The following is a 23,513-nucleotide window of genomic DNA, read 5'->3' as shown; positions in this document are numbered from 1 at the left end:
GTAGGGTAAGACTTGCGTGGTAGGGGAGGTGAAGAAGTGACTGAAGCGCCCGAAAACCTGCCCGACCTGGTCGGACAGCCCGATCTCGCCAAGATGCTTGGAACGTCCATCAACACGATCCACTCATGGCGAGCTCGGGAGGACTACGGCAAGCTGCGTAAAGCTGATGTCGTCGTCTCGGGCACCCCGTTCTGGTTGAAGCAGCACTGGACCGATCCGGACAAGCCGGTGCCGACGCTCCCGCCGCTGGTAGGCGTCAAGGAAGTGGCCGCGATGTTCGACGTGGAGCCCGACACCGTGACCATCTGGTTTCAGCGCGGCAACGGTGCTCCGCGAGAGAACGTCAAGATCGGGCGAACCCGGATCTGGACGATCCCTCCCTGGGAGGAGTTCGCCCGCCGGACCGGCCGGCCGATCAACGCGTCCGTTGTGAAAAGTCTTAAACAGGTAAACCAGCAGTAAGCGCCGCCGTTCGTCCCAGCCAGGGGCGAACTCCAGCTTTCACCTATATGGGAACAGTCGAGCAAGGTTCCCGCCCAGCTTCCCCGTGGAAAGGAAACGCCAAGTGATCCTTCAAACGCGCCCGCCGACCTGCGTGGTGCCCTACCCGACCCTCCTGATCGAAGGGCCCGCGGACTCGGGCAAAACCTGGATGTGGGCGCAGCTCACCGCCTCCCCGCTGATCGGCCGCAGCCTGCTGCTGGACCTCGGCGACGGCCGAGGCGACGAGTACGGCGACGCCATCACCGGCACCCCCACCTACGAACTCATCCAGCACGACGGCACCTGGTCGTCGATCATCGGCCAGGTGGAGGCCGCGCACGCCGAGGCGGCCCGCGCGCACGCCGCCCGGGAAAAGCCCGTCGCGTTGTGCGTCGACAGCGGCTCGCGCATCTGGGACATGCTCAAGTCGTGGGGCAACGCCCGCGCCAAGGGGTCGATCAAGCACCAGAGGTTGCTGGCCTGGGATCCGAACGCCGACATCCGCATCCCCAACAACATCTGGGACGACGTCCACGCCCGACACAGCCAGCTCCTCGACCTGCTCACGACCTTCCCCGGCATCGTGGTGATCACAGCGCGCGGCCGAGAAATGTGGATCACCGAGGACAGCGCCGACCCCGTCCCGAAGACGGCCAGCTACAAGGTCGACTGCCACCGTGACCTGACCCACGCCGCGACCGTGTGGATCCGCCTGAGCCTCGACGGCCCGCCGACGATCATCGGGGCACAGTCGAAGTACCTGCACATCACCTACGGCTCCGACGAAGCCCGGGTCGTCCCCGACCTCAACCTGGCCGACCTGATCTTCAAGACGTTGCGGGTCTCCGCCGACAGCCAGCCCCGCCCCCTGGTGCGCCTCGGCCAAGAGCGGCTGCCCGAGGCGATCCGCGACGACGCGCTGGCCACCGTCGACCGCGAACACCTGCAGCGGCTCCTGACCGAGGCCGCCCACCCGGCGCACCGGGGCATCACGGTCGACAACGAGTACGGAGCCGAGGAGACCCTGACCGAGCTGATCACCCGCCGTATCCGGTCGGTGGCCGGCCAGGGGGGCGCCGACGGCGCCGAGTACGCCGCCCCCGACGGCGTCCCGGCTGCGCCGGTCCGCGCGGTCGCCCAGCCCGGCCCCGGCGGGCAGGTGATCCAGGCGACCGCCGAACGGTCAGCCATCCCCCCCACACCGCCCACCCCGCCGGACCCGGCTGAGCCCGCCGCGCCGGAGGCGGCACCGGACCCGGCCGCGCCGCTCGACGAGGCGACCCTGCTGGTGCTGCAGCGCATGCTCGCCGACTGCGGGGTCACCACCCCCGATCAGCGGCACGTCGTCCTGCAGATCCTCACCGGCAAGCGGCTGACCAACAGCCGCAGCCTGACCACCGCGATGGGCGCCGAACTCATCGTGATGCTCGCCCCCGTGATCACGGCGCCCGAACCGAACGAGGCGCTGCGCACCCTGATGCAGGCCCGCGTCGCCGCCAGCATGACCGCCCACACCCCCGCCCAGGAAAGGCCCGCCGCATGAGCCGCCGCACCCCCAGCAAGAAGGCCGCCCGCAAGAGCCGTGCCTGGAAGAAAGGCATGGGGCCGGGCACCTACGACTTCGGCAAGGGCGAGTTCACCCCGGCCGCCCCTGCGGCGGCCGACCCGCCCGAGGCCGCACCGGAGCCGACCACCCGCATCCACGGCGTGCCCGGCCGCGACGAACCCGTGGTCTTCACCGGCGATGACGCCATGCCCGGCTTCGCCGACCTGTCCTTCCAGGAACTCGCCCAGCTCGCGGGCATGGCCGGTGTGCCGACACCACCGGGCACCGGCGAAGTCCTTGAGGGAGTGGTCCTCAAGGAGGAGGTCGCCGCCGCCAAGAAACTGCTGGCCGACGCCGAAGAGCGCGGAGAGAGCGCCCTGGACCTGGCCCACGCCTACGCCTACCTCGACCAGGTGCACAAGGCGATCGGCCGTCACGTCAAGCGCACCCGAGAGCACGCCGAGAGGCTGTTCGCCGCCGCCCAGCTGGTGCACGGCATGAAGTCGCTCGACGTGATGGCCGACGACGGCGGCCCGGCCGTGGCGACCATCCACCTCCAAGAGCCCGCGCCGCAGATCACCTGGAACATGGAGGCGGTGGTGGCGTTCTGCGAGAAGCACGCCACCACCGAGCTGTGCCAGCAGGTTCTGCCCGGCGCGTTCTCCCTGCCCGACGTCGTGGCCTACATCGCCATGACCCACCCCGACTACGTGAAGACCCACGTGCAGGAGGCGTACCTGACGCGCCTGCAGTCCGAGATCGACGAGCAGGGCCGCAAGGCCGACCCGACGACGGGGGAGCTGGTGCAGCTCGCCACCATCACCCCGGGCAAACGCAAGGGCGCGTTCATCACCCGCTACGCCACGGCGAAGAACGGCCGTCCGAGCGGCAAGGAGCGGATCGAGGCCATGTACCGGGCGGGCGCGATGGGCGACGTCCTGGCGCTCGGCCCCGCACCGGAACCCGCCCCGGACGAGCCTGCCGCCCAGGAGGATTGAGCAGGTGGGAACGATCCATCCTCTGGTCGCCGAGCTCAACGCGGTCCGCGTCGAGCTCGGCGTCCCCGCCGAGGACGTGGCCGAGGCCGTCGGCGTCGCCGTTGAGGAGATCAACTGGTGGGCGAGTGGCCTGCGCATGCCGTCCCTGGGGCAGGCCATCGCCTACGGGGCGGCCATCGGCCGACAGATCGACTTCCTCGGCGACGCAGCTCCGGCCACCCCCGAGGAGGAGGCCGAAGCCGAGACGAGGGACGTCGCCTGGCTGATGGCCGTACTGGGTGCCCGTTCCAAGGCGTTGAACATCTCCCAGCGTCGCCTCGCGACGACCCTCGGCGTGGGCCGCAACACGATCCAGCGGTGGACAAGCGGCGCTTGGACGCCGTCGCTGGTCAACTTCACCGCCTACGCCGACGCGGTCGGCTGGGCGGTGGGTCTTCGGCAGGGGCCTCCTGCGCCGGTCAAGGCCGTAGCCGAACCCGGCGGCGTCGAAGAAGACCATGCCACGGCGGTCAGGGTGCGGCGGCCGCCGCACCGGCTGGTCGTCACGCTGGAAGCCATCCGGATCGAGCAGGACCTCCCGAGGTCGGTGATCCCGCGGTTGTCGTCGAACGTCTTGACGAAGGCCTCGCTGCAGCGGTGGGCGAGCGGCTTCGTCACCCCGGGCCTGAACGACCTGATCGTCTACGCGCGCACGCTCGGCTGTGACCTGGGCGTTGTGCGGCCCACGGAGGCGGGGGTGGCGCCGCAGGTGCGGCGCCGCCGCGACATCCTGCAGCAGATCGAGGTGGAGCGCGGCACCCGGCAGACGCAGCTGGGGGGCGGGCCCTTCTACGTGGACGGCACGGGCCCCTCCTGGCAGGAGATGGCCGACGAGGCGTTCTTGCGTGACGTCGAAGCCGATCAGGGCAACCGGCTCACTTGGGCGCTGCGGGCCCAGTCCGTGCTGGGCCAGGTGTTGCGCAGGGACGATCCGGTCGAGCTGCGCGCCGAGCTGGTGAGGGCGGCCGCGGTGCTGGTCGCCTGGTTGGAGGACCTCGATGCCCGCGACGACCAGGAGCAGGACGACGAAAACGCGTGAGGGCCTCGGCCGGAAACGCGCGGTGGTGATCTGACGGTCTGCCCTCAAGGCCGCACGCCGCAGGCGTGCGGCCAGCTGGGGCGTGGATGGGAACCTCTGGCGGTAGATGGCAAACGGTCGTTACTGTTCCCCCACGGCTCCCGTTGCGACAGCCCAGCAGCGTTACCGGCGGGAGCCGCTCAAGTGCCCGGAAAAAGTGAAGGGCCGGGGTCCGCCTGCCAGCGGTCCGGCCCTGTGTACGACCTAAGTCGAGGAGGTCGTGGTGCTGCGCATCACTGTACCCATACAGGTCCTGGTCGCACAGGCGATCGGGGGTCGCATACCCGCACAAAACCCGAGCCTGGTTCGGCTCGTTCCTGGGCGAACCCGCGCCTGCCGGACCGCGCTTCCGGTGCTTTCGCCGCTCGCGCGGACGGTTCACGCGTCGGCGCCGGGGAGGTGCCGGTGAGAAGCGAAGGATCCCTGCCCGCGGCGTGGCTGTCCGATCCGCGGCTGACCATGGAGCAGCTGCTGATGCTCGGCTACCTGGCCGAGTTTCCCGAGGACCACCTGCACGCCTGGGAAACGATCGCGAGCGGCATGCCCTACCACCGGCGCGACGAGGCGCTGCGGCTGATCCTCGCCCTCGCCGGCCTCGGCTACGCGGTGATCACGTCGCCGGATCCGGTCGCGTTCACCTTGCGTCCTCGCGGGATCGTCGCTCCCCGGCGATCGGCTGACGAGTGACCGACAACAACGAGCGTTTCAGCGTTGCGCAGGCGTCCAAAGACCCGTTCGGAATGATCTATTTCGAGGTTCTTGACGATGATCGTCTGGACCATAACGCCAAGGACGCCTATGTGTGCCTGGTGCGGTGCGCCGACTACTACGACAGGACGCTGGAGGAGCTGACGCGCGCCGACATCGCCGCCGTGATGGGCATGTCGGTGGACTCCTTCGACCGCGGTCTCAAGAAGCTCGTCGCGTGCGGATACGTCGAAGTGCTGGTGCGCTTCCAGCCCGGTACGAAGTCGCGCGCGCCCTCCGGATACGTGCTCTACGACTCCAAGCTGGCCCGCCTGGAAAGGGACATCAGGGAGAAGTCGGATGCGACTACGGAGAGTGCGCCTGTGGATAACCTCCCCCAGGTAAGTCGCGCCAAGCTCCAAGGCGAGGTAAAAACCGCAGGTCAAGGTGGCCGCACAGAGCGGCCACCACAGAACGGGCATAGTGGGGCCCTGGCCGCTGACAGCGGCAACCCTTGCCGCTCACAGCGGCCACCCTTGCCGCAGGGAGCGGTAGCTATTCCTTATAGAGGTTTTAAAGGGAGGGGGGAAACCCCCCTCCCTTCCCTCCCCACGCCAGAGGGCCCCGCTGTGGACGAGGAGGAGGGGGAGGAGGGGGAGGAGATCATGGAATTGGTCGCAGATCTTCGCCGCCTGCGGCCCGACTGGTCGACGCGGTCGATCATCCGCACCCTCACCGACTCCTCGGTGGTCGAGCGGCCGTGGTGGATCGTCCGGCACGCGGCCCTCGCGCTCGCCCGCGATCCGGTCACGCAGTTCCCGGGCCGTCTGCTCCACGACGGGCCGTGGTGGCACGCCGCCACCCAGGCCACCGACCGGCCGCCGGTCATCCCCTGGTGCGGCACCTGCTCCGACCCGATCCGCCGCCGCGTCGAAGACGCCGAAGCCCGCGACCTCGGCCCCTGCCCCCGCTGCCACTTCTCCATCCGCAAAGGCGCCTGACCGGTGGAGCCCAACAGCCGGGAGAAGACCCCGTGCAAGCACTGCGGCACGCTGATCTTCTTCGCGGTGACGCGCAACGGCGAGCGGCAGCCGCTGGACATCAGGCCCGACCCGGTCCGCGGCAGCGTCGCCGCCTACCGCCGGGGCGTGCGGCTGTGGTGGTGCCGCTCCCTGCTCGCCGCCGACGGCGAGCATCCGGCGCACCCGCTGGAGAAGCGGTTTGTCCCGCACCACACGACCTGCGCCAGCCGCGACCCCTCCGCGCAGCTGGCCATTCCCGGCCTGGACGACGAGCCGCCGGCCCCGCCTCCGGTGGCGCCGCCGAGGCCCGACAACGTCATCCCGTTCCGGCGGCGCCGCCCCTGAAGTGCCCTGCCCGCCGCGCCCGCCGGACGGTCACCCGACCCCCATCTTAGGAATCGACAAAGTAAAGGAGCCTTTGCCATACAGCGTGCGACATCACGAGAAGATCACCGTTGGACCAGGTCACAGCACAAAGCGTCAAGGCTGAACCGGCGAGCCGTACTGGCACATCCACGGGATGACCTCGCTAAATTCGGCCCATGAGCAGCCGTTCCTCCTGGGCCGTGAGCCCCGACGCCATCACCGAGGTGATCCCGCGTATCCCCGCGTCGTCCCCGCGCAACACCGCCCCCATCCCGATACTTCAGCCGATGGCGCTCGCCCTCCCCGAACCGGTGCCTCTCGCGGCGATCCCGTTCCGGCCCTGGCGGATCATCTGGTGCGCGCTCAGCTGGGGCCACTTCTGGTGGCCGGGCGCCGTGCGCTGCCTGGACTGCGGCTGGGAGCGGAGGCGAGCATGAGCGGCGCTGCGCCGCCGGACACCGCGCTGTGCATGCCGGACGGATTCGACGTCAGGATGCGGCACTGCGGGCAGCCGATGACGGAGCGCGGCATCCGCGTGACCTGGACCGGCAAGCCGGGCCAGGGCGCGGAGCTGTCGGACCACACGTTCACCTGCTCGCACTGCCCGGTGGCGGTGACCATCTCGGTGCGGCAACCCTCGTGAGCGGCTCACTGCTGCCGGGCCGGCCGTTGCCCGATGGCCGGGACGAGCCCATGGCCATCGCCGACGCGGTCCTGACCGCGCTCGAGGAACTGGAGTGAGCGGGTTCCCGGCCGCGACACGGTCGGCGATCCGTTCCCGGTCGATGGGGATCTGCGAGGCGTGCGGCCGACGGCCGGCGACGCAGCAGCACCACCGGGATCCGCGGGGGATGGGCGGTGATCCTCGGAGGATCACGAACTGCCCGTGCAACGGGCTGGACCTGGACGACGTGTGCCACGCGTGGATCGAACAGAATCGAACGATCGCGCGGAAGCTGGGGCTGCTGCTGGGGCCGGGGGAGGACCCGTGCACGGAGCCGGTGTTGCTGCGGGTGGCGTACGGGCCAGGCTGGTACCGGCTGGACGCGGACGGCGGCGCGGTGTGGGCGGGGTCGATGCCCTGGCTGTGATGCTCGGCGTGGGGAGGCCCGGTTCTCGAATTCGAGAACCGGGCCTCGCTTTCTCGCCATCGTTTCATGTATATCCGACCGGTTAATATGTGTTTATTCGCTGGCTGATTACGCGAGGAGTAGCAATGGCCCACCTATATGAAGAATTAACAGTCGTGTGGACCAGGGTCTACTCCGAGCTCACCGGGCTCGACCCGGGGATCGTCGGCACGGCGATCAAGCGCAGCTCGTTCAACGACATCAAGCTCGCCGGGGACGTCGTCGAGCGCGAGCAGCTGGTGGCCGACGCCTTCAGCGAGGCGAAGCTCATCCCGGCCCCCGTCAAGATCGCCGACATCGTCGACACCCGGTTCGACGCCACCCTGGAGAACCCCACGTGACGCCCTTCCCGGCGCCTGGAGGCACCCGATGAAGTTCCACTGGTTCCTGCCCACCGCCGGTGACAGCCGGGTCCTCACCGGGGGCGGCCACGGCCTCGCCAGGGGGCACGGCCGCTCCGAGGCGGTGGCGTTCCGGGCGCCGGACATCGAGTACCTGGCGCAGGTCGCCCGCTCCGCCGAGCAGCTCGGCTTCGAGGCCGTCCTCACCCCGACCGGCACCTGGTGCGAGGACGCCTGGCTGGTCACCGCCGCGCTCACCCGCGAGACCGAACGGCTGAAGTTCCTCGTCGCGTTCCGGCCGGGCTTCATGTCCCCGACGCTGGCCGCGCAGATGGCCGCCACCTACCAGCGGCTCTCGCGCGGCAGGCTCCTGCTCAACGTGGTGACCGGCGGGGAGACCGTCGAGCAGGCCAGGTTCGGCGACCACCTGTCCAAGGACGAACGCTACGAGCGCACCGACGAGTTCCTGTCGATCGTGCGCGGCGCCTGGAGCGGGACCCCGTACGACTTCGAGGGCACGCACTACCGCGTTGAAGGCGCGATGGTCTCCGAGACGCCCGACCCCGTACCGGAGATCTACTTCGGCGGTTCCTCGCGGGCGGCCGGACCGGTCGCGGCCAGGCACGTGGACGTCTACCTCACCTGGGGCGAGCCTCCCGGGCAGGTGGCGAAGAAGATCGAGTGGGTCCGCGAGCTGGCCGAGGAACAGGGGCGCAAGCTCCGCTTCGGCATCCGGCTGCACGTCATCACCCGCGACACCGAACGCGACGCCTGGGCGGAGGCGGAACGGCTGCTGGCCGCCATCGACCCGGCCGACATCGTCTCGGCGAGGAAGCTGCTGAGCCGCAGCGAGTCGGTCGGCCAGAAACGCATGCTGGAGCTGCACGAGGGCTTCGCAGGTGGCACCGCCCGCGACCTGGAGATCCACCCCAACCTCTGGGCCGGGGTCGGCCTCGTCAGGGGCGGCGCGGGAACCGCCCTGGTCGGCAGCCACTCCCAGGTCGCCGAACGGATCGAGGAGTACGCCTCCCTCGGCATCGAGGAGTTCGTCCTGTCCGGCTACCCCCACCTGGAGGAGTCGTACTGGTTCGGCGAGAACGTCCTGCCCCGCCTCGCCGCCGCCCCCGTCCCGAGGTGAGCACGGGGGTGTGACGGGATCGGTGCCCGCCCGAAGGCCGAGGGCGGGGCGAGCCCGGTGTTCGTCGCGTTTGTCGTTTTCGTCCGGGTGGGCACGGGAGTCTGGCGGGGCCCGTGCCCATCCGAAGGGGAACGTGGTCGTCGTGCCCGTCCCGAGTGGCCGTGCCATGCCCGAGTGGTCGTGTCACGCTCGGGTGGCCGTGCCATGTCCGAGTGGCCGTGTCACGCTCGGGTGGCCGTGCCATGCCCGAGTGGTCGCGCCACGCTCGGGTGGCCGTGCCATGCCCGAGTGGTCGCGCCACGCTCGGGTACGTCCTGCGTCCGGCCCCGGCAGCTTGCGCCCGGCCCTGACAGGGAGGATTCTCGGCCCATGCCTGACGACCGCTCGTACGACATCGTGCTGTTCGGCGCCACCGGGTTCACCGGGGCGCTCACCGCCGACTATCTCGCGCGCCACGCCGGTCCCTCCCTGCGCTGGGCCCTGGCCGGGCGCAACCGGGCCAGGCTCGAGGCGGTCAGGGAGCGGATCGGCCTGCCCGAGCTGCCGCTGCTGTACGCGGACGCGACCGATCCCGCCTCCCTGGCGGAGATCGCCAGGCAGGCCAGGGTCGTCGCGACGACCGTGGGCCCCTTCCTCACCTACGGCGAGCCGCTCGTGGCCGCCTGCGCCGAGGCGGGCACCCACTACGCGGACATCACCGGTGAGTCCGAGTTCGTCGACCGCATGTTCGTCCGCCACCACGAGCGGGCCAGGCGGACCGGGGCCAAGCTCGTGCACTCGTGCGGCTTCGACTCGATCCCGCACGACCTCGGCGCCTACTTCACCGTCAAGAACCTGCCCCGGGGGGTGCCGCTGGAGGTCAGCGGGTTCGTCCGGGCCTCCGCCGCCGCATCGGGCGGCACCGTGCACTCCGCCGTCACGGTGCTCTCCCGCCTCCGGCAGTCGGCCGAGGCCGCGCGCCTCCGCCGCGAACTCGAGGAACGCCCCTGGGCGCGTCCCGCGACCGAGACCGGCGCCCGGGGCGCGACGGGCTCCGTGACCGAGGCCGTGGCGGGCTACCGGACCACGATCGCGGCGGGTTCAGCGGCCTCGGCGGGTTCGGCGATCTCGGCGGATTCCGCGACCTCGTCCGGAGCCGTGGCGGTTTCCGGGAGCAGGAAGGCGCGTGGCGGGCCCGGGTCGATCCGCTACGTCGGAGGCTGGGCCCTGCCGCTGCCCACGCTCGACCCGCAGGTCGTCGCCCGTTCGGCTCGCGCGCTGGAGTGCTACGGCCCCGACTTCACCTACCGCCACCACCTGGCGGTCAAGTGGCTGCCCGCCGCGCTGGGCCTCGCCGCGGGGGCCGGGGCGCTCGGCCTGCTCGCCCAGATCCCCCCGGCGCGCTCCCTGCTGCTGCGCCGCTTCGCCCCCGGCGACGGTCCCGGCGCCGAGCAGCGGGCCAGGAGCTGGTTCAAGGTCACCTTCCTCGGCAGGGGAGGCGGGGCGCGCGTCGTGACCGAGGTCGCGGGCGGCGATCCCGGCTACGACGAGACCGCCAAGATGCTCGGCGAGTCGGCGCTCTGCCTGGCGACCGACGACCTGCCCGACGTCTCGGGCCAGGTCACCACCGCCGTGGCGATGGGCGACGCGCTCGTCGACCGGCTCCGGCGGGCGGGCATCACGTTCAGGGTGCTGAGCGACTCGCGGAAGTAGACGCCGGCCCGCGGAACCGGCTCGGCCGGAATCCGTTCGGGCGGGTCGCTCACGGCCCGGAGGAGTCGTCCGGTCGCGGTGTGGAGCGGTGGCGCCTGCGGTAGGCACGCTGCCGGCAGGCCCGTGAGCAGTAGGCGCGTGGGCGGCCCGCCTCCGCCCGCTCCATGCTCGTCCCGCACATCGCACACGAGACACTTTCGTCACGCGTTGCGTCACGCTCGCGGACCAGTGTCTCGATGCCGTCCAGCACGCGCCGCAGGCCGAACTCGAAGGAGTCCTCGGGCTCGTCGTAGCCGCCGGCCTCCCAGGCGTGGGTCAGATTGGGGTAGTGGTGGAGCTTCTCGTACAGGGAGTCCCTGGCCCCCCACCACTCCTCCTCGGAGACCCCGGTGTGCCGCTCGATCCTGGTGATCTCCGCGGCCCTGGCCGCCTCGCTGTCCACGAACCGGCCGACGAGCCCCACCACCGCGATCATCTCGGCCGGTCTCAGGCCGATTCCCGCCACGGTGCCGAGCGCGTACTCGAAGTGGGCGATGGAGTTCGGGCCGGGGACGTGCCGGGTGCCGCGCACCCCGGCCAGCCAGGGATGGCGGTGGCACAGCGCCCAGTCGCGCCGCGCCCACCCTTCGAGCGCCTCGCGCCACTCGTGCGACATGCCCGCCGATCGGCCCGCCGACGTGCCCGTCGACGTTCCGGCAAGGGCCTCCGTGGCGACACCGCGGCCCGCCGCGCCCGTCACCGCGCTCCCGGCGCTCCCGGCTCCCCCTGTGCCCCCTGTGCCCGCCGCGGGGCCCGTCGCCGTGTCTGCCGGCACGGCCGTCGTCGTCATGCCCGTCGCGACCTCGCCCACCACCGCGTCGCACATCAGGTCGACGAGCTGTGCCTTGCCCGGTACGTGCCGGTAGAGCGACATGCTGGTGAAACCGAGCCGCTCACCGACCCGGCGCATGGACAGCGCCTCGATCCCGTCGGCGTCGGCGATCTCGACGGCGGCGCGAACGATCGCGTCCAGGCTCAGCCCCTGCCGGGGCGTGGTGTCCCCCCGCTCCCGCCACAGCAGCTCGACCGTCCGGTCCGGATCCTCCTGGGCGGCCACCCGTCCTCCTTCGGCGCGACGTACGAACTCCGACTTGACGCTCGAACGCGATATCTGTTTATGCTGTATATATACGTTTACATTATAAACGAGGAGTGCTCCTTGAACGAACTCTACGTCTCTCCCTCGGGTGACGACACCTGGCCCGGCACCCGGGAGAAGCCGCTCGCCACCCTCGCCCACGCCCGTGACCTGGCCCGTGGCGCGGGCGCCGTGGTCAACCTGCTGGCGGGCACCCATTGGCTCGCCGAAACCCTCCGGCTCACCGAGGCCGACTCCGGCGTGACCTACCGGGCCATGGGCGAGGCCGGCGAGGTCGGCGACGCCGTCGTCAGCGGTGGCCGGAGGATCACCGGCTGGCGCGAGCGGGACGGCGTCTGGCTGGCCGAGGTCGGCGACCTCGACACCCGGCAGCTCTACGTCGACGGCCACAGGGCCGAGCGGGCCTCGATCGACGCCCTTCCGGGAAACGTCACCAGAACCGACACGGGTTACGTCACGGACAGCACGGCTCCGCAGAGCTGGGGCAACCCCGGTGACGTCGAGTTCGTCCTGCGTGGTGTCTACCCGTGGACGGAGGCCCGCCTCGGCGTCGCCGCCGTCGAGGGTGACGAGCACTCGACCACCGTCACCATGGCCCAGCCCGCCTTCGGCTGGGCGATCGAGCTCTACAACTCGGTCGTTCCCTGGGAGGGCGGCGGCGAGTCCTACGGCCCCGGCCTGCCGACCCGGGTGGAGAACGGTGAGGGCTTCCTGGCCGAACCCGGCACCTTCGTCCTCGACAGGTCCCGCCCCGGCCGCCACGTCCTTCGCTACCGGCCGCGCCCCGGTGAGGACCCCGGGCGGACGGAGATCGTCGCACCCGTGCTGGAGGAACTGGTCACGGTCTCCGGCGCCCGCGACGTCGCCTTCCTGGGCATCACCTTCGCCGACGCCACCTGGACGCGGCCGAGCCGCCCCGAGGGCTTCCTGCACTACCACGGCACCGGCTACTACGACGGTGGCCCCATCGAGAAGGTGTCGTTCGCCGAGGGGGCGTGGGTGACGGTGCCCGGGGAGTCGCTGACGATCCCCGCGAACGTCGTGTTCGAGGGCGTCGAGCGTGTCGTGATCGAGGGCTGCCGCTTCACCAGGCTGGGCGCCACGGCCCTGCGGTTCTCCGGAGACAGCGCCGAGGTCCTGGTGCGGGGAAACGTGTTCGAGGACGTCTGCGGCGGTGGCGTCTCGGTCGGCGGGAGCCGTGCCGTCACCATCGAGAACAACTGGATCCACGACATCGGCCTGGAGTACTCCGGCTCGCCCGGCATCGCGGTGGCCGCGAGCGAGGACTCCACGGTCGCGCACAACCAGGTGAACGACGTCCCGCACTGCGGCATCGTGCTCGGCCCCGGCAGGAGCACCCGGGTCCTGCGCAACCTCACCTTCAACACCCTCAAGGTGCTCGCCGACGGCGGCGGAGTCTACCTGTCGGGCCCGCAGGGCGACTCCCACGACAACGGCGCGGTGATTCGCGGCAACGTCGTGCGCGACACGCTCACGCCGTACAACTTCGGGCTCTACACCGACTACGGCGCCGCCTGGGTCACCGTCGAGGGTAACGCCGTCCAGCGCGCCGACAACACCGCCACCTTGCAGGCCTGGCCGCCGCTGGAGAACGTCGTCTTCCGCGGCAACCTCTGGGACGCCGACCCCATGGGCTGGGACGACCCGCCGGAGGGCGTCACCCTGGAGGACAACGCGACGGTGACCGACGAGAGGGACTTCGAGGCCCGTACGGCGGACATCGCCGCGCGAGCGGGCCTGGAGCACGGCCACACCCACCTGCTCGGCCGCTGACCGCCGGACCCTCCACCACCGGGGTGTGCGCGTGACCGGTTTTTCCCCGGTCACGGCGGTGGCACGCCCCGCTGTTCAGGCATGTCCCACCGTTCGGGCATGCCCTGCCGTCCGGGCAGGCCCACCGTTCGGGCACGCTCCGCCGGCCGGGCAGGCCCTACCATGCAGCTGTGCAGAATGATGTTCTAAAGGCCGGGCCGCTCTCCCGCGCCGTACCGGCCGCCTTCTGGGTCTGTTGCGCGGTGCACCTGGCGCTGGTGGCGACCGGCACCACCCCGCTGGACGCGGTGACCAAGGCGCTGCTCATGCCGCTGCTCGCGGCCTGGGTGCTGGTACGGCGCGGGCCGCGCCCGCTGGTGGCGGCGCTCCTGCTGTCGTGGGGCGGTGACGTGGCCCTGGAGATCGACGGCCTCTTCCTCCCGGGCATGGCCCTGTTCGCCGCGGCGCACGTCTGCTACGTGACCTACTTCGTCCGGGAGGGGGCCCTCGACGCGCTGCGGCGCCGCCCGGTGGTCCCGGTGGTCTACGGCGTCCTGTGGCTGGTCCTGATCCTCGTCCTGTGGCCCGGTCTCGGCGACCTGCGCCTGCCGGTGGCCGCCTACTCGCTGCTGCTCACCGCCACCGCGGTGACCGCCGCGGGGCACGGCCGGTGGATCGGGGCGGGCGGCGCCCTGTTCCTGCTGTCCGACACGCTGATCGCGTTCGAACTGGCGGACCTTCCCCGCCTCCCGGCACACGGCTTCCTCATCATGGCCACCTACATCGCGGGCCAGTACCTGCTGGCCTCGGGCGTCGTCGGCCGTTCCCGAAACCCGGCCGCGCGGGACGAACGTCCAGGCTCTCTTGGAGAAGCCTTGGGACCGGTATGAGCGTGAAGGCGATCCGGGCGCGGTAGGAGACGGGGTAGTCCCGGCGCCCGTACGCGGGCACGGGCCGCGTCACGTCCGGTCGCGAGTGTCGGCGACCGTGACCTGGCGCGGCGCGAGGCGGGCCGAGGTCCCGGACGCCAGCCGGGACGCGCCGGCCTCGCCACCGGGTGACAGCGAAACCACTGGGCGACAGGCCCCGGCGATGGCTCGTCGAGCCCGGGACCGGCCCGAGCCCAAGGAGAGTTCAGCCATGCAAATGCCCGCGGTCAACGAGTGCCAGGTCGAGGCGTGCGCCTACAACACGGCGCACACCTGCCACGCCCTGGCCATCACGGTCGGCAACAGCAGCCACGCGGAGTGCGAGACCTTCTTCAAGGTCGACGCGAAGGGCGGCGACCCGTCCGCCACCGGTCACGTCGGCGCCTGCAAGATGTCCAAGTGCCAGCACAACGTCCAGTACGAGTGCCAGGCCTCCGGCATCGTCGTCGGCTACGCGCAGAACGACATCGACTGCCTCACCTACGCGCCCGCCTGACGCCGGGGGAACCAGGTCAGAGCGACGGCGGGACCGGGCTGAGGCGTCCGGTGAGGACACGCACCTCGTCGTGGAGGGCGCGCAACTCACCGGCTGTCGGGCCGAGCTCGTAGCCGTGGTGGTGGCAGGCGGCGCTGAGCGCGGCCCACGCTCCGGAAACGCGCCGGGCGGTGCTCTCGCCGGCGTACCTCGTCAGGCAGAGCACCTGAGTGTGCATGCGGCACCGCTCCACACCCGGCCGGGTGTGGAGCCAGAAGTCGTACATGCATGACTCCAGCGCCTTCCGGAGCAGGAAGGCGGTCATCCGAGGCCACGGCCCGTGGCCACCGGAGCGCAGGACCGTGTCGGCGTCGTCAAGCAGACGCGCGTGGGTCGTCGACGACCAGGAACCGGAAGGGGCTCTCGTTCGCCAGGGCGCGGGGCAGGAACAGCGAGAGCGCCAGCGCGTGCAGCTCCCCCTGGCTCGTTACACCGAGAGCCGCCCCCGACACGTCGTCCACCGTCACGTCGAGTTCGACCTTGCGCCGGGTACGGTTGCCCGCCAGCCGGATCTCGCCCAGGCTCACGTTGCTCTGCCGGCGCATGATCGCCCAGTACATGCGGGCGTCCTGGCCCTGGGCGGACATGCGCCGGCGAGGCGGCCACAAAAGGTATCCATGCGGAGGTATAGGCAACCGGCCTGCCTTGATGCTGGCAACCGCGTTGACTACGCTGAATGAAACGGAACGACCTGCTTGGCCGGATGGCACGCCTGGCCAGGCGATACGGCTTCGAGTTCTCGAAGTCGCCCGATGTGCACGGCGGTGGCCACGACAAGTGGTATGTCCGGGGAGACGCGGTCATCGTGCCGCGCCATACCGAGGTCAACGAGCTGACGGCCAAGGGCATCCTCAAGGAGTGGGAGGCACTGCTCGCCCAGGCTCGGCAGGACGTGCTCCGGGAGAACGAGGGGGAGGGCGAGTGAGCGAGTTCCGAGTCACGGCCCAGCGGTCCGACGGCTGGTGGGCGCTGGAGATCGAGGGGCCAGGGCTGCGGCGTCCGGCGCACACGCAGGCGCGGCGGCTTGACCAGGTCGAGGAGACGGTGCGCGATCTGCTCGCGCTTCGCTTCGACACCGGCGTCGACGACCCGTCCACGGCCGCCTGGCGGATCACGGTGCTTCCCGTCCTGGGGGAGGAGCTCGCCACGGAGGTCGCGCGGACCAGGGAGGTCCGCCAGGAGGCGGACCGGTTGCGTGAGGACGCGGTCAGCCGTTCGCGCGAGGCCGCCCGCCACCTGCACGAGCAGGGGCTTCCCCATCGGGACATCGGCGCGCTGCTCGGTGTCTCCCACCAGGCGGTCGGCAAGCTCCTCGCCGGTTGAACCCGACACTCACCGACGGCGGCCGAGGCGTGAAGGGGGTAAGCAGGCTCGTTTTTCCGCCCCCGGGGCCGGGCCGTCAGCGGAGCCCGAGCCGGGCCAGGTCGGGGAGGAGCGGGAAGGCCGGGCGGGTGCCCGAGCGGGTGGGCAGGGCGAAGGCGACGGCCTTGCCCGGCGTGCCGGTGGTGAGGACCGTGGCGGGGTGGACCCGGCAGTGGCCGTGGGAGAGCCGGTGGGCCAGGAGCAGGCCACGGCCGTTCTCGGCGAGCAGGGGCAGGCCGATCTCCTCCACCGAGCACAGGAGGTCGAGGATGACGCGGACCTCGTGGAGGTCGGGATCGCCGTCGACGACCTCGCACCAGGCGGGGACGCCGTCCAGGCTGAGAACACGCAGCTCGTACGGGGGACGGGCGTGCTTCTCGGCGTTGGCGGCCAGCTCCGCCACGACGGTCTCCGCATCGCCGACGGCGTCGTCGTCCAGCCCCGCGTCCCGGAGCACCTTTTGGACGACGGCGCGGGCGCGGCGCGCGGCCGAGCCCGGCTGAAGGACCCTGGCCAGCGCGCGGATGTCGTCCCGAGCTGGTGAGGGCGCGGGTGCTGCGGGGGATGAGCCAGGAGGCGGCGGCGGAGGCACTCGGAGTGACGCCGACGACCTGGGCGCGGTGGGAACGCGGCGAGCAGGGGGTGCGTGCCTGCTACCGGCCGCAGATCGCCGCCGTGTTCGGTGTCGAGGCCGTCGAGGTCGAGCGGTGGATAGCCGGCTGGTCCTACGGGGAGACATCATCGTGGCCGATCGCGGGCTGTGGCGACGGCTCACCGGCGGCTACCGTGAGGTCGGCCGCGCTTCTGTGGAGGTTGGAGATGGACCCGTCCCGGCGTCACCTGCTGGCCTCGCTGCCGTTCGTGCCCGGAGCCCTGGGGGAGTGGCTGGTCTCCTGGAACTACGGCACCCCGGTCGCGTCGGCCGCCCAGCAGGGGGCGGGGCGCGCGGTGGGTCTCGCCGACGTGGCGCGGATCGTCGAGGCACAGAAGGCGTTCGGCCAGATAGACCAGCGGTTCGGGGCCGGGCTGGTGCGCCCGGTGGTGGTCAAATACCTGAACGAGAGCGTGACGCCACTGCTGCGGGGCCGCTACGACGACCGGGTGGGCTCCGAGCTGATGACGGCCGCGGCCGGGATGACCTGGCTGGCGGGCTGGACGGCCTTCGACCTGAACCGGCACGGCCAGGCCCAGCAGCACTTCGGCCAGGCACTGCGGCTGGCCAAGAACGCCGACGACCCGCTGACCGGCGCCTGGGTGCTGGCGACGCTGACCCGCCAGGCGATCCACCTGGAGCAGGGGGCCTGGGCGGTATGGCTGGCCCGAGCCGCCGTCGACACGGCCCGCCGGGCCGAGGCGTCCCCACATGTCATGGCGTTGATGCTGGTCCGAGAGGCCTGGGCGACGGCCCTGCAGGCCAAGTCGGCCGAGCCACCTGACCGGCATACCGCCAAGCAGGTCGGACAGTTGGTCGCCGAGGCCGAACGAGCCTACGCCCGAGGAGCCAGCGACCGTGATCCGGAATGGGTGGGCAGATACGAGGAGGCGGAGCTGAACGCCCAGGTAGGTCGTTGCTGGAGCATGCTCGGTGAGCACCGGCGAGCGGTGGGTCCCGCAGAGGCGGCCGTAGCCGAGTTCGGTGAGCGAATTCCTCGGACCGCCCAGTTCAACCAGATTCATGTCGCCGAGGCGTACCTCGGCATGGGGGAGTTGGAGCAGGCTCTCGACTCGGCGCGTGCCGCGATCCCGATGACGAAGGCGCTGACCTCCGCTCGCACGGTGGAGCTTGCCCGCCAGTTCGCCGGGCGACTTGAGCCGTACGAGGACAGCGTGATGGTCCGCGAGTTCCGCGATCACCTGAACAGCGAGCTGGCTGCCTGACCAGGTACGAGCTTTAGATCGTTGTTCATGAGGGGTGCTGAGTGGAGAAAGGCGTGGGGTAAGACTCAGGAGCCGGCCGAGAAGTCCTGTGAACGAACGCGGAGGGCCGGAGGTGCGTTCAAGCCGACAGCCGGACCGATCCCGGCGAGTGTGACCGGACGTTCAGTGGAGTTCGTGGAACGGCCAGGCCAAAGGTTTGATTTTCGTGATTCCCTGGGCCATGCCGACGAACTTCAGATCGGTCGTGGCCACATCGGTGATGTGAGGGCGTTCCGCCATCGCGATCACCGTGGCGTCGACGTAGCCGAGCGATGCCGTGACCATGTGGCGGACAAGTTCGGAGGTCCGGGACGGTCGTGACCGTCAGCCGGAGCGGCGGGAGGCGATCACGTCGGTGACGGCCACGGCCAGCGCGACCAGCACGAAGGCGACGGTGACCAGCAGCGAGTGGCGGAACGCCGTCGCGTAGTCGCCGTGCGAGGAGGCGACCTCGGCGAAGAACACCGAGCCGATCGCCGCGATGCCCACGGCGGTGCCGATGCGCTGTCCCGTCTGGAGCACGCCCCCCGCCGAGCCCGCCCCGGCGACCGGCACCTCCGACAGGGTCAGCGTCTGGTTCGGGGAGATCACCAGGCCGCTGCCCAGGCCGGCGAGGAGCAGCGGCAGCGCGGTGGCCCAGGCCACGTGCGTGCCGGGGACCAGCTCCACGGCGAGCGCGGTGACGAGCAGGGAGACCGCGACCGTGACCAGCCCGGCCACCACCAGGGGGCGGCCCAGCCGGGTGACGATCCGGCCGCCGAACAGGGAGGTCACGGCCGACCCCGCCGCGAACGGCGTGGTCGCCAGCCCCGCCTCCAGGGCCGAGTAGCCCAGGCCGTTCTGCAGGTACAGGGTGAGGATGAAGAAGATCGCGGTGAAGCCCGCGAAGTAGAGCGCCCCGACCAGGGCGCCGAGCGCGTACGAGCGCCTGCGGAACAGCGACAGGTCGACGACAGGCTGACGGTGCCGCCCGTACCGGCGCTCCCAGGCCGCGAAGGCGGCCAGCACGGCGAACCCGCCGATCAGGGACGGCCACCTCGCCGAGGCCTCCCACTCGTGCCCCTCGACGAGTGGCAGGAGAACCAGCACGACCCCGGCGGCGAGCAGCAGCACGCCCGCCGGGTCCATGCTCTCCCGTGGCCGCGCCTCCTTCGGGGTGGGCCGGATGTAGCGGTACGCCAGGACCACGGCCAGGACGCCGATCGGCACGTTGACGTAGAAGACGAGGCGCCACCCGCCGACGGCGCCGCCGAGGTCGATGAGCATCCCGCCGAGCAGCGGGCCGATCGCGGTCGAGACGCCGATGACGGTGCCCAGCATCCCGAACGCCCGGCCGCGCTCCGCCCCCCGGAAGAGCTGCTGGATCAGCCCGCTGACCTGCGGGTTGATCACCCCGCCCGCCAGTCCCTGCACGAGCCTCGCGACGACCAGCAGGGTCGGGTTCCCGGCGACCCCGGCCGCCGCGCTGGCCAGGGTGAACAGCACGACGCCGAAGACGAACGCGTTGCGCCGGCCGTACATGTCGCCGAACCGCCCGGCGGGGACCAGGATCAGCCCGAAGGTGAGCGCGTACCCCGACACCACCCACTGCAGGGAGCTCTGCGGGGCGTCCAGGCCGGTACGGATGGCGGGCAGCGCGACGTTGACGATGCTGACGTCCAGCAGGGTCATGAAACCGGCGACGAGGCAGACGGTCAGCGCCTTCCAGCGGCGCGGGTCCGCCCCCTCCTGGTCCCGGGTGGACGTCACCCCGTCCGGGCCGGTGCTCATCCGGCCGGGCGGGGGAGCGGTGCCCCGGCCCGTGATCGGCTGAGGATCGTCATGACCGCCCCGTTCCCCGTCTCCGGTCGACCTTTGCGCATTTTCAGCAGCGCGTACGTACCCTTTTTGACTTCCGAATCACCGTTCAACGCCCGGACAGCGGTCCGGCCCTCGCGGAGGTGCCCGCGAGGGCCGGAGTCGTCTCACCCGAGGCGAAAGAGCCGGGTGAAGAAGTGTGCGAAGAAGCGCGAAGAAGTGCGGCGGGCGGCCCCATCACCGCCCGCCGCACCGGTCCGTCCGGGTATGGCCTTACCTCGGCCGGTGAGCACTCCGGCCGGTGGAACTCCCGGACGGCGGGGTCACCGCCGGGGCGGGAGACCGTCCCGTGTCACGGGCACGACACCTCGCCGCTGGTGGCAGGGACGTTCACCGCGCTCCAGGCGGCCTTGACCGCGTTCACCTCGACGCAGCCGCTCGGGTAGAGCGACTTGGCGGCGGCCACGGTGGCCCTGCGCGCCTTCGCGTGCGTCCACGGGGCGGTCTTGGTGTTCAGGCCCGCCATGTAGATCCGGCCGGCCTTCTGGATGCCGATGCCGGTCAGGCTCGTCGGGCCCGAGCAGACGGAGCTGGCCGGCTTGCCCACCGGGTTGGTGCCCTCGGAGAGCAGGTAGAACCAGTGGTTCTGCGGCCCGGCCGCCGCGTGCACCGCGGTGCCGGGGATGGCCGAGCTGTAGCAGTTCGGGTGCCCCTTGGCCGAGGGGTTGTACATGTTGCGGATCTCGCCCGAGCCGCTCAGGTTGACCTCCTCGCCCACCAGGTAGTCCGGCGGGTCCAGGGTCGCGGGCTGGTTGGCGTAGTGCTCGGTCAGCGCGCCGAAGATGTCGCCGGTCGACTCGTTCAGGCCACCGGACTCGTTGCCGCTGCCACCGCCGCCGCTGCCGGAGGTCTGGAAGATGGCGTGGCCGTACTCGTGGCCGACCACGTCCATCGGGGTGGCCTGCCTGGTGTTCGCGCTGTTGCGCCCGAAGCTGGTGTAGCTGCCGTTCCAGTAGGCGTTGACGGCGCTCAGGCCGACCCGGGCCGGGTATCCGCCGCCTGAGCCGTTGAAGCCGTTGCGGCCCAGCCAGTTGCGGAGCATGTCCCATTCCTTCTGCGCCGCGTACAACGCGTCGACGCAGGCGGTCTCCAGGTTGGTGCCCGAGCCGTTGCCCCAGGAGTCGTCGGTCCCGGTGTAGGTGGCGCCGTTCTGGCCACCGCAGCGCAGGCCCGGACGGGTGCTGTCGGTCATCGAGTACGAGCTGCCGGAGCCCGAGGTCTGGATGGTCACCGGGTTGCCGTTGTAGTAGCTGTTGCCGGTCCCGGCGCGCACGTCGTCGTAGGACTCGACGATCGATCCGTCGAGGGCGTCCACGAAGACGTGCAGGACGCTCGGGGCCTCGGCGGTGGCGCCGTTGACGACCACCTCCCAGGCCAGTTTCGGCGTCTCGGTGGTCGCGTGCACGACCAGCTTGGGCGCGGCCACGCTCTCCACGACGGGCAGCTGCGCGCGGGCGGTGGCGGCCGCGGTCGCGGCGTCCACCTTGCTCGTGACGTCGATCGTGATCCTGGCCTGCTGACCCGAGGACACGGACCCGACGAGCTCCCCGGCCCGGTCGGTGGAGACGATCACGTCACCGCCGTGGACCGGCAGCCCGCGGTAGGTGCGCGCGTAGGTCAGGTACTGCAGGCCGTGGGCGCCGGAGATGTTCTTGGCCAGGGTGAACCTCTCGTTCTGCCCCTTGAGGACGGCCTCCGACCTGGCGGCGAGGGTCGCGTTGGCGGTGGTGACCGCGCGGCTGCGCGCCTCCGCGTCCGGCGGCGCGAACACCGGCGGCTCGGCGGACGCGGTACGGGCTGCGGCGTTGTCCGCCGGGGTGGCGGCGTTCACCGCCGTGGGGGTGGTCATGGCGGCGACGGCCAGTACGGCCACGGCGCCAAGCTTGGCCTTCTTCACGCGGGGTGTCCTCTCGAAGTCCCTTGGGGGGTAGGTAGGGATGCAAGAAGCCCTGAGAAGTCCGGGCTCCATAAAGTTGGCACCGGAAAGCGCGGCTGAGGACCTAGCAAAGTCCCATAACGCGGTGGTATGGGGTGGTACGCATACCGGCGCGGCTCCCTCCGCCGGGGCTTTCATCTGCGCGGGAGCACCCCCGGTCGGGCCGGGCCGCACCCCCGTCCAATGAGCGAAGTCTCATGACGTGACGGGATTACCCGAGTCGGGACGGCCCGCAAGGTTGGGTCTTCTCAACGGCCCGGCGGCGGGTTATCAAGAGCCGTACCTCCGCTCCATCCGGCCCGTCGTGACCCACCCCGTCCCGGCGGCCCTCGGCTACCCGCCCCGATGTTGGTGAAGGACGACATGCGTCAGTGCCGGCAAGTGATCTTGCGTATCCTCAGCGTCACCGCGATGCTCGCCGCCATGCTCGCGGCCGGGCCCCTCTCGGTCGCGAACACGGCCGGTCCTTCCCAGGCCGGTTCCTCCCGGGTCGCCGCGAGCGCCGAGGCCGCCGGGGCGGCCCTCCCCTGGCAGTGGGGGTACGCGTACGTCAGGGGCTCCTCGGTGGTGGACGGCGCCCACCAGGCAGGCTCGTGGGCGTACGGGCTCAAGGCCGAGGCCTCCCCGGGAGGGCCCGGCCAGGTGTTCGTGAAGTTCCCGCAGATCGGCCTCGCCTCCGGGGGGGTCGCCCACGTCACGGCGGTGTCCCGGTCCGCCGACTGGTGCCAGGTCCAGGAGTGGTGGCAGTCGGGAACCGACGAGATCGTGGCGGTGCAGTGCTACCGCTACGGCGGCACCCCGGGCTTCACCCCGTTCTCCGTCGTCTTCGGGCACAGCGCCCAGGTGCCGCGCGCGCCCGGGGCGTTCGGCTACGTGCACTGGAACGGCTCCGCGGTGGCCGGGCAGTTCAACTCGTCGGCACCGGGCGTCGTGAACTCCGTCCTGGCGTCGTCGTCCCCCGGGACGTGGCAGGTCACCCTGCCGGGGCTCGGATCGACGGGCTACGCCGGGAACATCCAGGTCACGGCGGTCGATCCGGCCGTGCCCGCCCGCTGCAAGCTGAGCGGGTGGAGCCCGTCGGCCGCCCAGCAGAGGATCGTGGTGAGGTGTCACGACGCGACCGACGCGCCGGTCAACACCGGGTGGAGCCTGACCTACCACCGCGAGCGCGCCGTCGTCTCGGCCGTCCCGCAGTACGGCTTCGCCTACACCTTCAACAACGAGCCCGACAGGTTGGGCAGCTACCGGCCGATGCCGGTGGCCGTCAGCCACAACTCCCGGAGCGGGGGCGTCCGGATCGACCATGTGGGGATCGGTCGCGCGAACGTGCTCTTCGGCGACGTCACCGGCGGATACCGGGACAACGTCCAGGTCACCGCCTTCGGGTACGGGCCCGAGTTCTGCAACCTGAACACCCCGTGGGAGTCCTATCCCACCTACCCCGCCTACGTGAACATCCGGTACGTCACCTGCTACAACGGCACCACCCAGGTCGACCACCCCTCGATGGTCACCTACCTGTCCGCCTCCACCCCCAGCTCCTGAC

At 71.0% G+C, this 23,513-nt stretch carries 27 protein-coding genes; 20 read left to right on the top strand and 7 right to left on the bottom strand.

Annotated elements, in window-relative coordinates:
• Positions 1 to 36 precede the first annotated feature (36 nt).
• From ACFYWM_RS25430 to ACFYWM_RS25370, 13 genes are all read left to right on the top strand, one after another.
• Positions 37 to 462: a hypothetical protein gene (locus tag ACFYWM_RS25430; protein WP_389918031.1), complete on the top strand. Its 426-nt coding sequence runs from the start codon at positions 37 to 39 to the stop codon at positions 460 to 462.
• A 103-nt stretch (positions 463 to 565) separates the two neighbouring features.
• Complete coding sequence (locus tag ACFYWM_RS25425) at positions 566 to 2,026, top strand: hypothetical protein (protein WP_389918030.1); 1,461 nt, start codon at positions 566 to 568, stop codon at positions 2,024 to 2,026.
• Positions 2,023 to 3,027: a hypothetical protein gene (locus tag ACFYWM_RS25420; protein ID WP_389918029.1), complete on the top strand. Its 1,005-nt coding sequence runs from the start codon at positions 2,023 to 2,025 to the stop codon at positions 3,025 to 3,027. Before ACFYWM_RS25425 ends, ACFYWM_RS25420 begins: the two co-directional genes overlap by 4 nt.
• Before the next feature lie 4 nt (positions 3,028 to 3,031).
• Positions 3,032 to 4,105 carry a helix-turn-helix domain-containing protein gene (locus tag ACFYWM_RS25415; protein ID WP_389918027.1) on the top strand — a complete coding sequence of 358 codons (1,074 nt, stop codon included), beginning with the start codon at positions 3,032 to 3,034 and terminating at the stop codon, positions 4,103 to 4,105.
• A 444-nt stretch (positions 4,106 to 4,549) separates the two neighbouring features.
• Positions 4,550 to 4,831 carry a hypothetical protein gene (locus ACFYWM_RS25410; RefSeq protein ID WP_389918025.1) on the top strand — a complete coding sequence of 94 codons (282 nt, stop codon included), beginning with the start codon at positions 4,550 to 4,552 and terminating at the stop codon, positions 4,829 to 4,831.
• Entirely contained in the window at positions 4,828 to 5,832 is a 1,005-nt protein-coding gene (locus tag ACFYWM_RS25405; protein WP_389918024.1) for a hypothetical protein, read from the top strand. Before ACFYWM_RS25410 ends, ACFYWM_RS25405 begins: the two co-directional genes overlap by 4 nt.
• Before the next feature lie 3 nt (positions 5,833 to 5,835).
• Positions 5,836 to 6,198: a hypothetical protein gene (locus tag ACFYWM_RS25400; RefSeq protein WP_389918022.1), complete on the top strand. Its 363-nt coding sequence runs from the start codon at positions 5,836 to 5,838 to the stop codon at positions 6,196 to 6,198.
• Between the two features lie 197 nt (positions 6,199 to 6,395).
• Positions 6,396 to 6,656, top strand: a complete 261-nt coding sequence (locus tag ACFYWM_RS25395; RefSeq protein ID WP_389918020.1) for a hypothetical protein — start codon at positions 6,396 to 6,398, stop codon at positions 6,654 to 6,656.
• Entirely contained in the window at positions 6,653 to 6,862 is a 210-nt protein-coding gene (locus ACFYWM_RS25390) for a hypothetical protein (RefSeq protein ID WP_389918018.1), read from the top strand. Before ACFYWM_RS25395 ends, ACFYWM_RS25390 begins: the two co-directional genes overlap by 4 nt.
• Before the next feature lie 208 nt (positions 6,863 to 7,070).
• A complete protein-coding gene (locus tag ACFYWM_RS25385) occupies positions 7,071 to 7,310 on the top strand; it encodes a hypothetical protein (protein ID WP_389918016.1) in 240 nt (79 codons plus the stop codon).
• A 125-nt stretch (positions 7,311 to 7,435) separates the two neighbouring features.
• Positions 7,436 to 7,690 (top strand): hypothetical protein, encoded by a 255-nt coding sequence (locus ACFYWM_RS25380; protein ID WP_389918014.1) that lies wholly within the window; start codon positions 7,436 to 7,438, stop codon positions 7,688 to 7,690.
• A 28-nt stretch (positions 7,691 to 7,718) separates the two neighbouring features.
• The gene (locus ACFYWM_RS25375) at positions 7,719 to 8,828 is read left to right on the top strand and encodes an LLM class flavin-dependent oxidoreductase (protein ID WP_389918012.1); all 1,110 of its coding nucleotides are present in this window, start codon (positions 7,719 to 7,721) and stop codon (positions 8,826 to 8,828) included.
• Between the two features lie 369 nt (positions 8,829 to 9,197).
• Positions 9,198 to 10,520 carry a saccharopine dehydrogenase family protein gene (locus tag ACFYWM_RS25370; protein ID WP_389918011.1) on the top strand — a complete coding sequence of 441 codons (1,323 nt, stop codon included), beginning with the start codon at positions 9,198 to 9,200 and terminating at the stop codon, positions 10,518 to 10,520.
• Between the two features lie 49 nt (positions 10,521 to 10,569).
• Here ACFYWM_RS25370 and ACFYWM_RS25365 read toward each other — a convergent pair whose 3' ends face one another.
• Positions 10,570 to 11,616: a TetR/AcrR family transcriptional regulator gene (locus tag ACFYWM_RS25365; RefSeq protein WP_389918009.1), complete on the bottom strand. Its 1,047-nt coding sequence runs from the start codon at positions 11,614 to 11,616 to the stop codon at positions 10,570 to 10,572.
• A gap of 102 nt (positions 11,617 to 11,718) precedes the next feature.
• On the opposite strand from ACFYWM_RS25365, the gene ACFYWM_RS25360 reads away from it, so the two are divergent.
• The 3 genes from ACFYWM_RS25360 to ACFYWM_RS25350 all read left to right on the top strand — a co-directional run bounded on the left by ACFYWM_RS25360 (position 11,719) and on the right by ACFYWM_RS25350 (position 14,856).
• The gene (locus ACFYWM_RS25360) at positions 11,719 to 13,452 is read left to right on the top strand and encodes a right-handed parallel beta-helix repeat-containing protein (protein WP_389918007.1); all 1,734 of its coding nucleotides are present in this window, start codon (positions 11,719 to 11,721) and stop codon (positions 13,450 to 13,452) included.
• Positions 13,453 to 13,622: 170 nt separating this feature from the next.
• Positions 13,623 to 14,321, top strand: a complete 699-nt coding sequence (locus ACFYWM_RS25355; protein WP_389918005.1) for a lysoplasmalogenase — start codon at positions 13,623 to 13,625, stop codon at positions 14,319 to 14,321.
• A gap of 250 nt (positions 14,322 to 14,571) precedes the next feature.
• Positions 14,572 to 14,856: a DUF1540 domain-containing protein gene (locus tag ACFYWM_RS25350; RefSeq protein WP_389918003.1), complete on the top strand. Its 285-nt coding sequence runs from the start codon at positions 14,572 to 14,574 to the stop codon at positions 14,854 to 14,856.
• Between the two features lie 16 nt (positions 14,857 to 14,872).
• Here the strand turns inward: ACFYWM_RS25350 and ACFYWM_RS25345 are convergent, their stop codons facing one another.
• Together ACFYWM_RS25345 and ACFYWM_RS25340 are read right to left on the bottom strand one after the other, a co-directional pair.
• Positions 14,873 to 15,121 carry a hypothetical protein gene (locus ACFYWM_RS25345; RefSeq protein WP_389918001.1) on the bottom strand — a complete coding sequence of 83 codons (249 nt, stop codon included), beginning with the start codon at positions 15,119 to 15,121 and terminating at the stop codon, positions 14,873 to 14,875.
• 88 nt (positions 15,122 to 15,209) lie between these two features.
• Positions 15,210 to 15,482, bottom strand: a complete 273-nt coding sequence (locus tag ACFYWM_RS25340) for a hypothetical protein (protein ID WP_389917999.1) — start codon at positions 15,480 to 15,482, stop codon at positions 15,210 to 15,212.
• Positions 15,483 to 15,571: 89 nt separating this feature from the next.
• On the opposite strand from ACFYWM_RS25340, the gene ACFYWM_RS25335 reads away from it, so the two are divergent.
• The gene (locus tag ACFYWM_RS25335) at positions 15,572 to 15,820 is read left to right on the top strand and encodes a hypothetical protein (protein WP_389917998.1); all 249 of its coding nucleotides are present in this window, start codon (positions 15,572 to 15,574) and stop codon (positions 15,818 to 15,820) included.
• Entirely contained in the window at positions 15,817 to 16,218 is a 402-nt protein-coding gene (locus ACFYWM_RS25330; protein ID WP_389917996.1) for a hypothetical protein, read from the top strand. The genes ACFYWM_RS25335 and ACFYWM_RS25330 overlap by 4 nt, the downstream gene beginning before the upstream one ends.
• Positions 16,219 to 16,294: 76 nt before the next feature.
• Here the strand turns inward: ACFYWM_RS25330 and ACFYWM_RS25325 are convergent, their stop codons facing one another.
• The gene (locus ACFYWM_RS25325; RefSeq protein ID WP_389917994.1) at positions 16,295 to 16,849 is read right to left on the bottom strand and encodes an ATP-binding protein; all 555 of its coding nucleotides are present in this window, start codon (positions 16,847 to 16,849) and stop codon (positions 16,295 to 16,297) included.
• Between ACFYWM_RS25325 and ACFYWM_RS25320 the strand changes: the two genes are divergently transcribed.
• Complete coding sequence (locus ACFYWM_RS25320; protein ID WP_389917992.1) at positions 16,798 to 18,135, top strand: helix-turn-helix domain-containing protein; 1,338 nt, start codon at positions 16,798 to 16,800, stop codon at positions 18,133 to 18,135. The two genes, ACFYWM_RS25325 and ACFYWM_RS25320, sit on opposite strands and share 52 nt — an antisense overlap.
• 162 nt (positions 18,136 to 18,297) lie before the next feature.
• Here ACFYWM_RS25320 and ACFYWM_RS25315 read toward each other — a convergent pair whose 3' ends face one another.
• The 3 genes from ACFYWM_RS25315 to ACFYWM_RS25305 all read right to left on the bottom strand — a co-directional run bounded on the left by ACFYWM_RS25315 (position 18,298) and on the right by ACFYWM_RS25305 (position 21,928).
• Positions 18,298 to 18,459 (bottom strand): hypothetical protein, encoded by a 162-nt coding sequence (locus tag ACFYWM_RS25315; protein WP_389917990.1) that lies wholly within the window; start codon positions 18,457 to 18,459, stop codon positions 18,298 to 18,300.
• Between the two features lie 39 nt (positions 18,460 to 18,498).
• A complete protein-coding gene (locus ACFYWM_RS25310) occupies positions 18,499 to 19,944 on the bottom strand; it encodes an MFS transporter (protein WP_389917989.1) in 1,446 nt (481 codons plus the stop codon).
• 379 nt (positions 19,945 to 20,323) lie between these two features.
• Positions 20,324 to 21,928, bottom strand: a complete 1,605-nt coding sequence (locus tag ACFYWM_RS25305) for a M4 family metallopeptidase (RefSeq protein WP_389917988.1) — start codon at positions 21,926 to 21,928, stop codon at positions 20,324 to 20,326.
• Between the two features lie 420 nt (positions 21,929 to 22,348).
• Between ACFYWM_RS25305 and ACFYWM_RS25300 the strand changes: the two genes are divergently transcribed.
• Positions 22,349 to 23,512 (top strand): hypothetical protein, encoded by a 1,164-nt coding sequence (locus ACFYWM_RS25300; RefSeq protein ID WP_389917986.1) that lies wholly within the window; start codon positions 22,349 to 22,351, stop codon positions 23,510 to 23,512.
• Position 23,513 lies beyond the last annotated feature (1 nt).

Origin of the sequence: Streptosporangium sp. NPDC002721, assembly GCF_042888905.1 — a bacterium.
Lineage (GTDB): Bacteria > Actinomycetota > Actinomycetes > Streptosporangiales > Streptosporangiaceae > Streptosporangium.
This window is presented reverse-complemented; position numbering and strand designations above follow the sequence as displayed.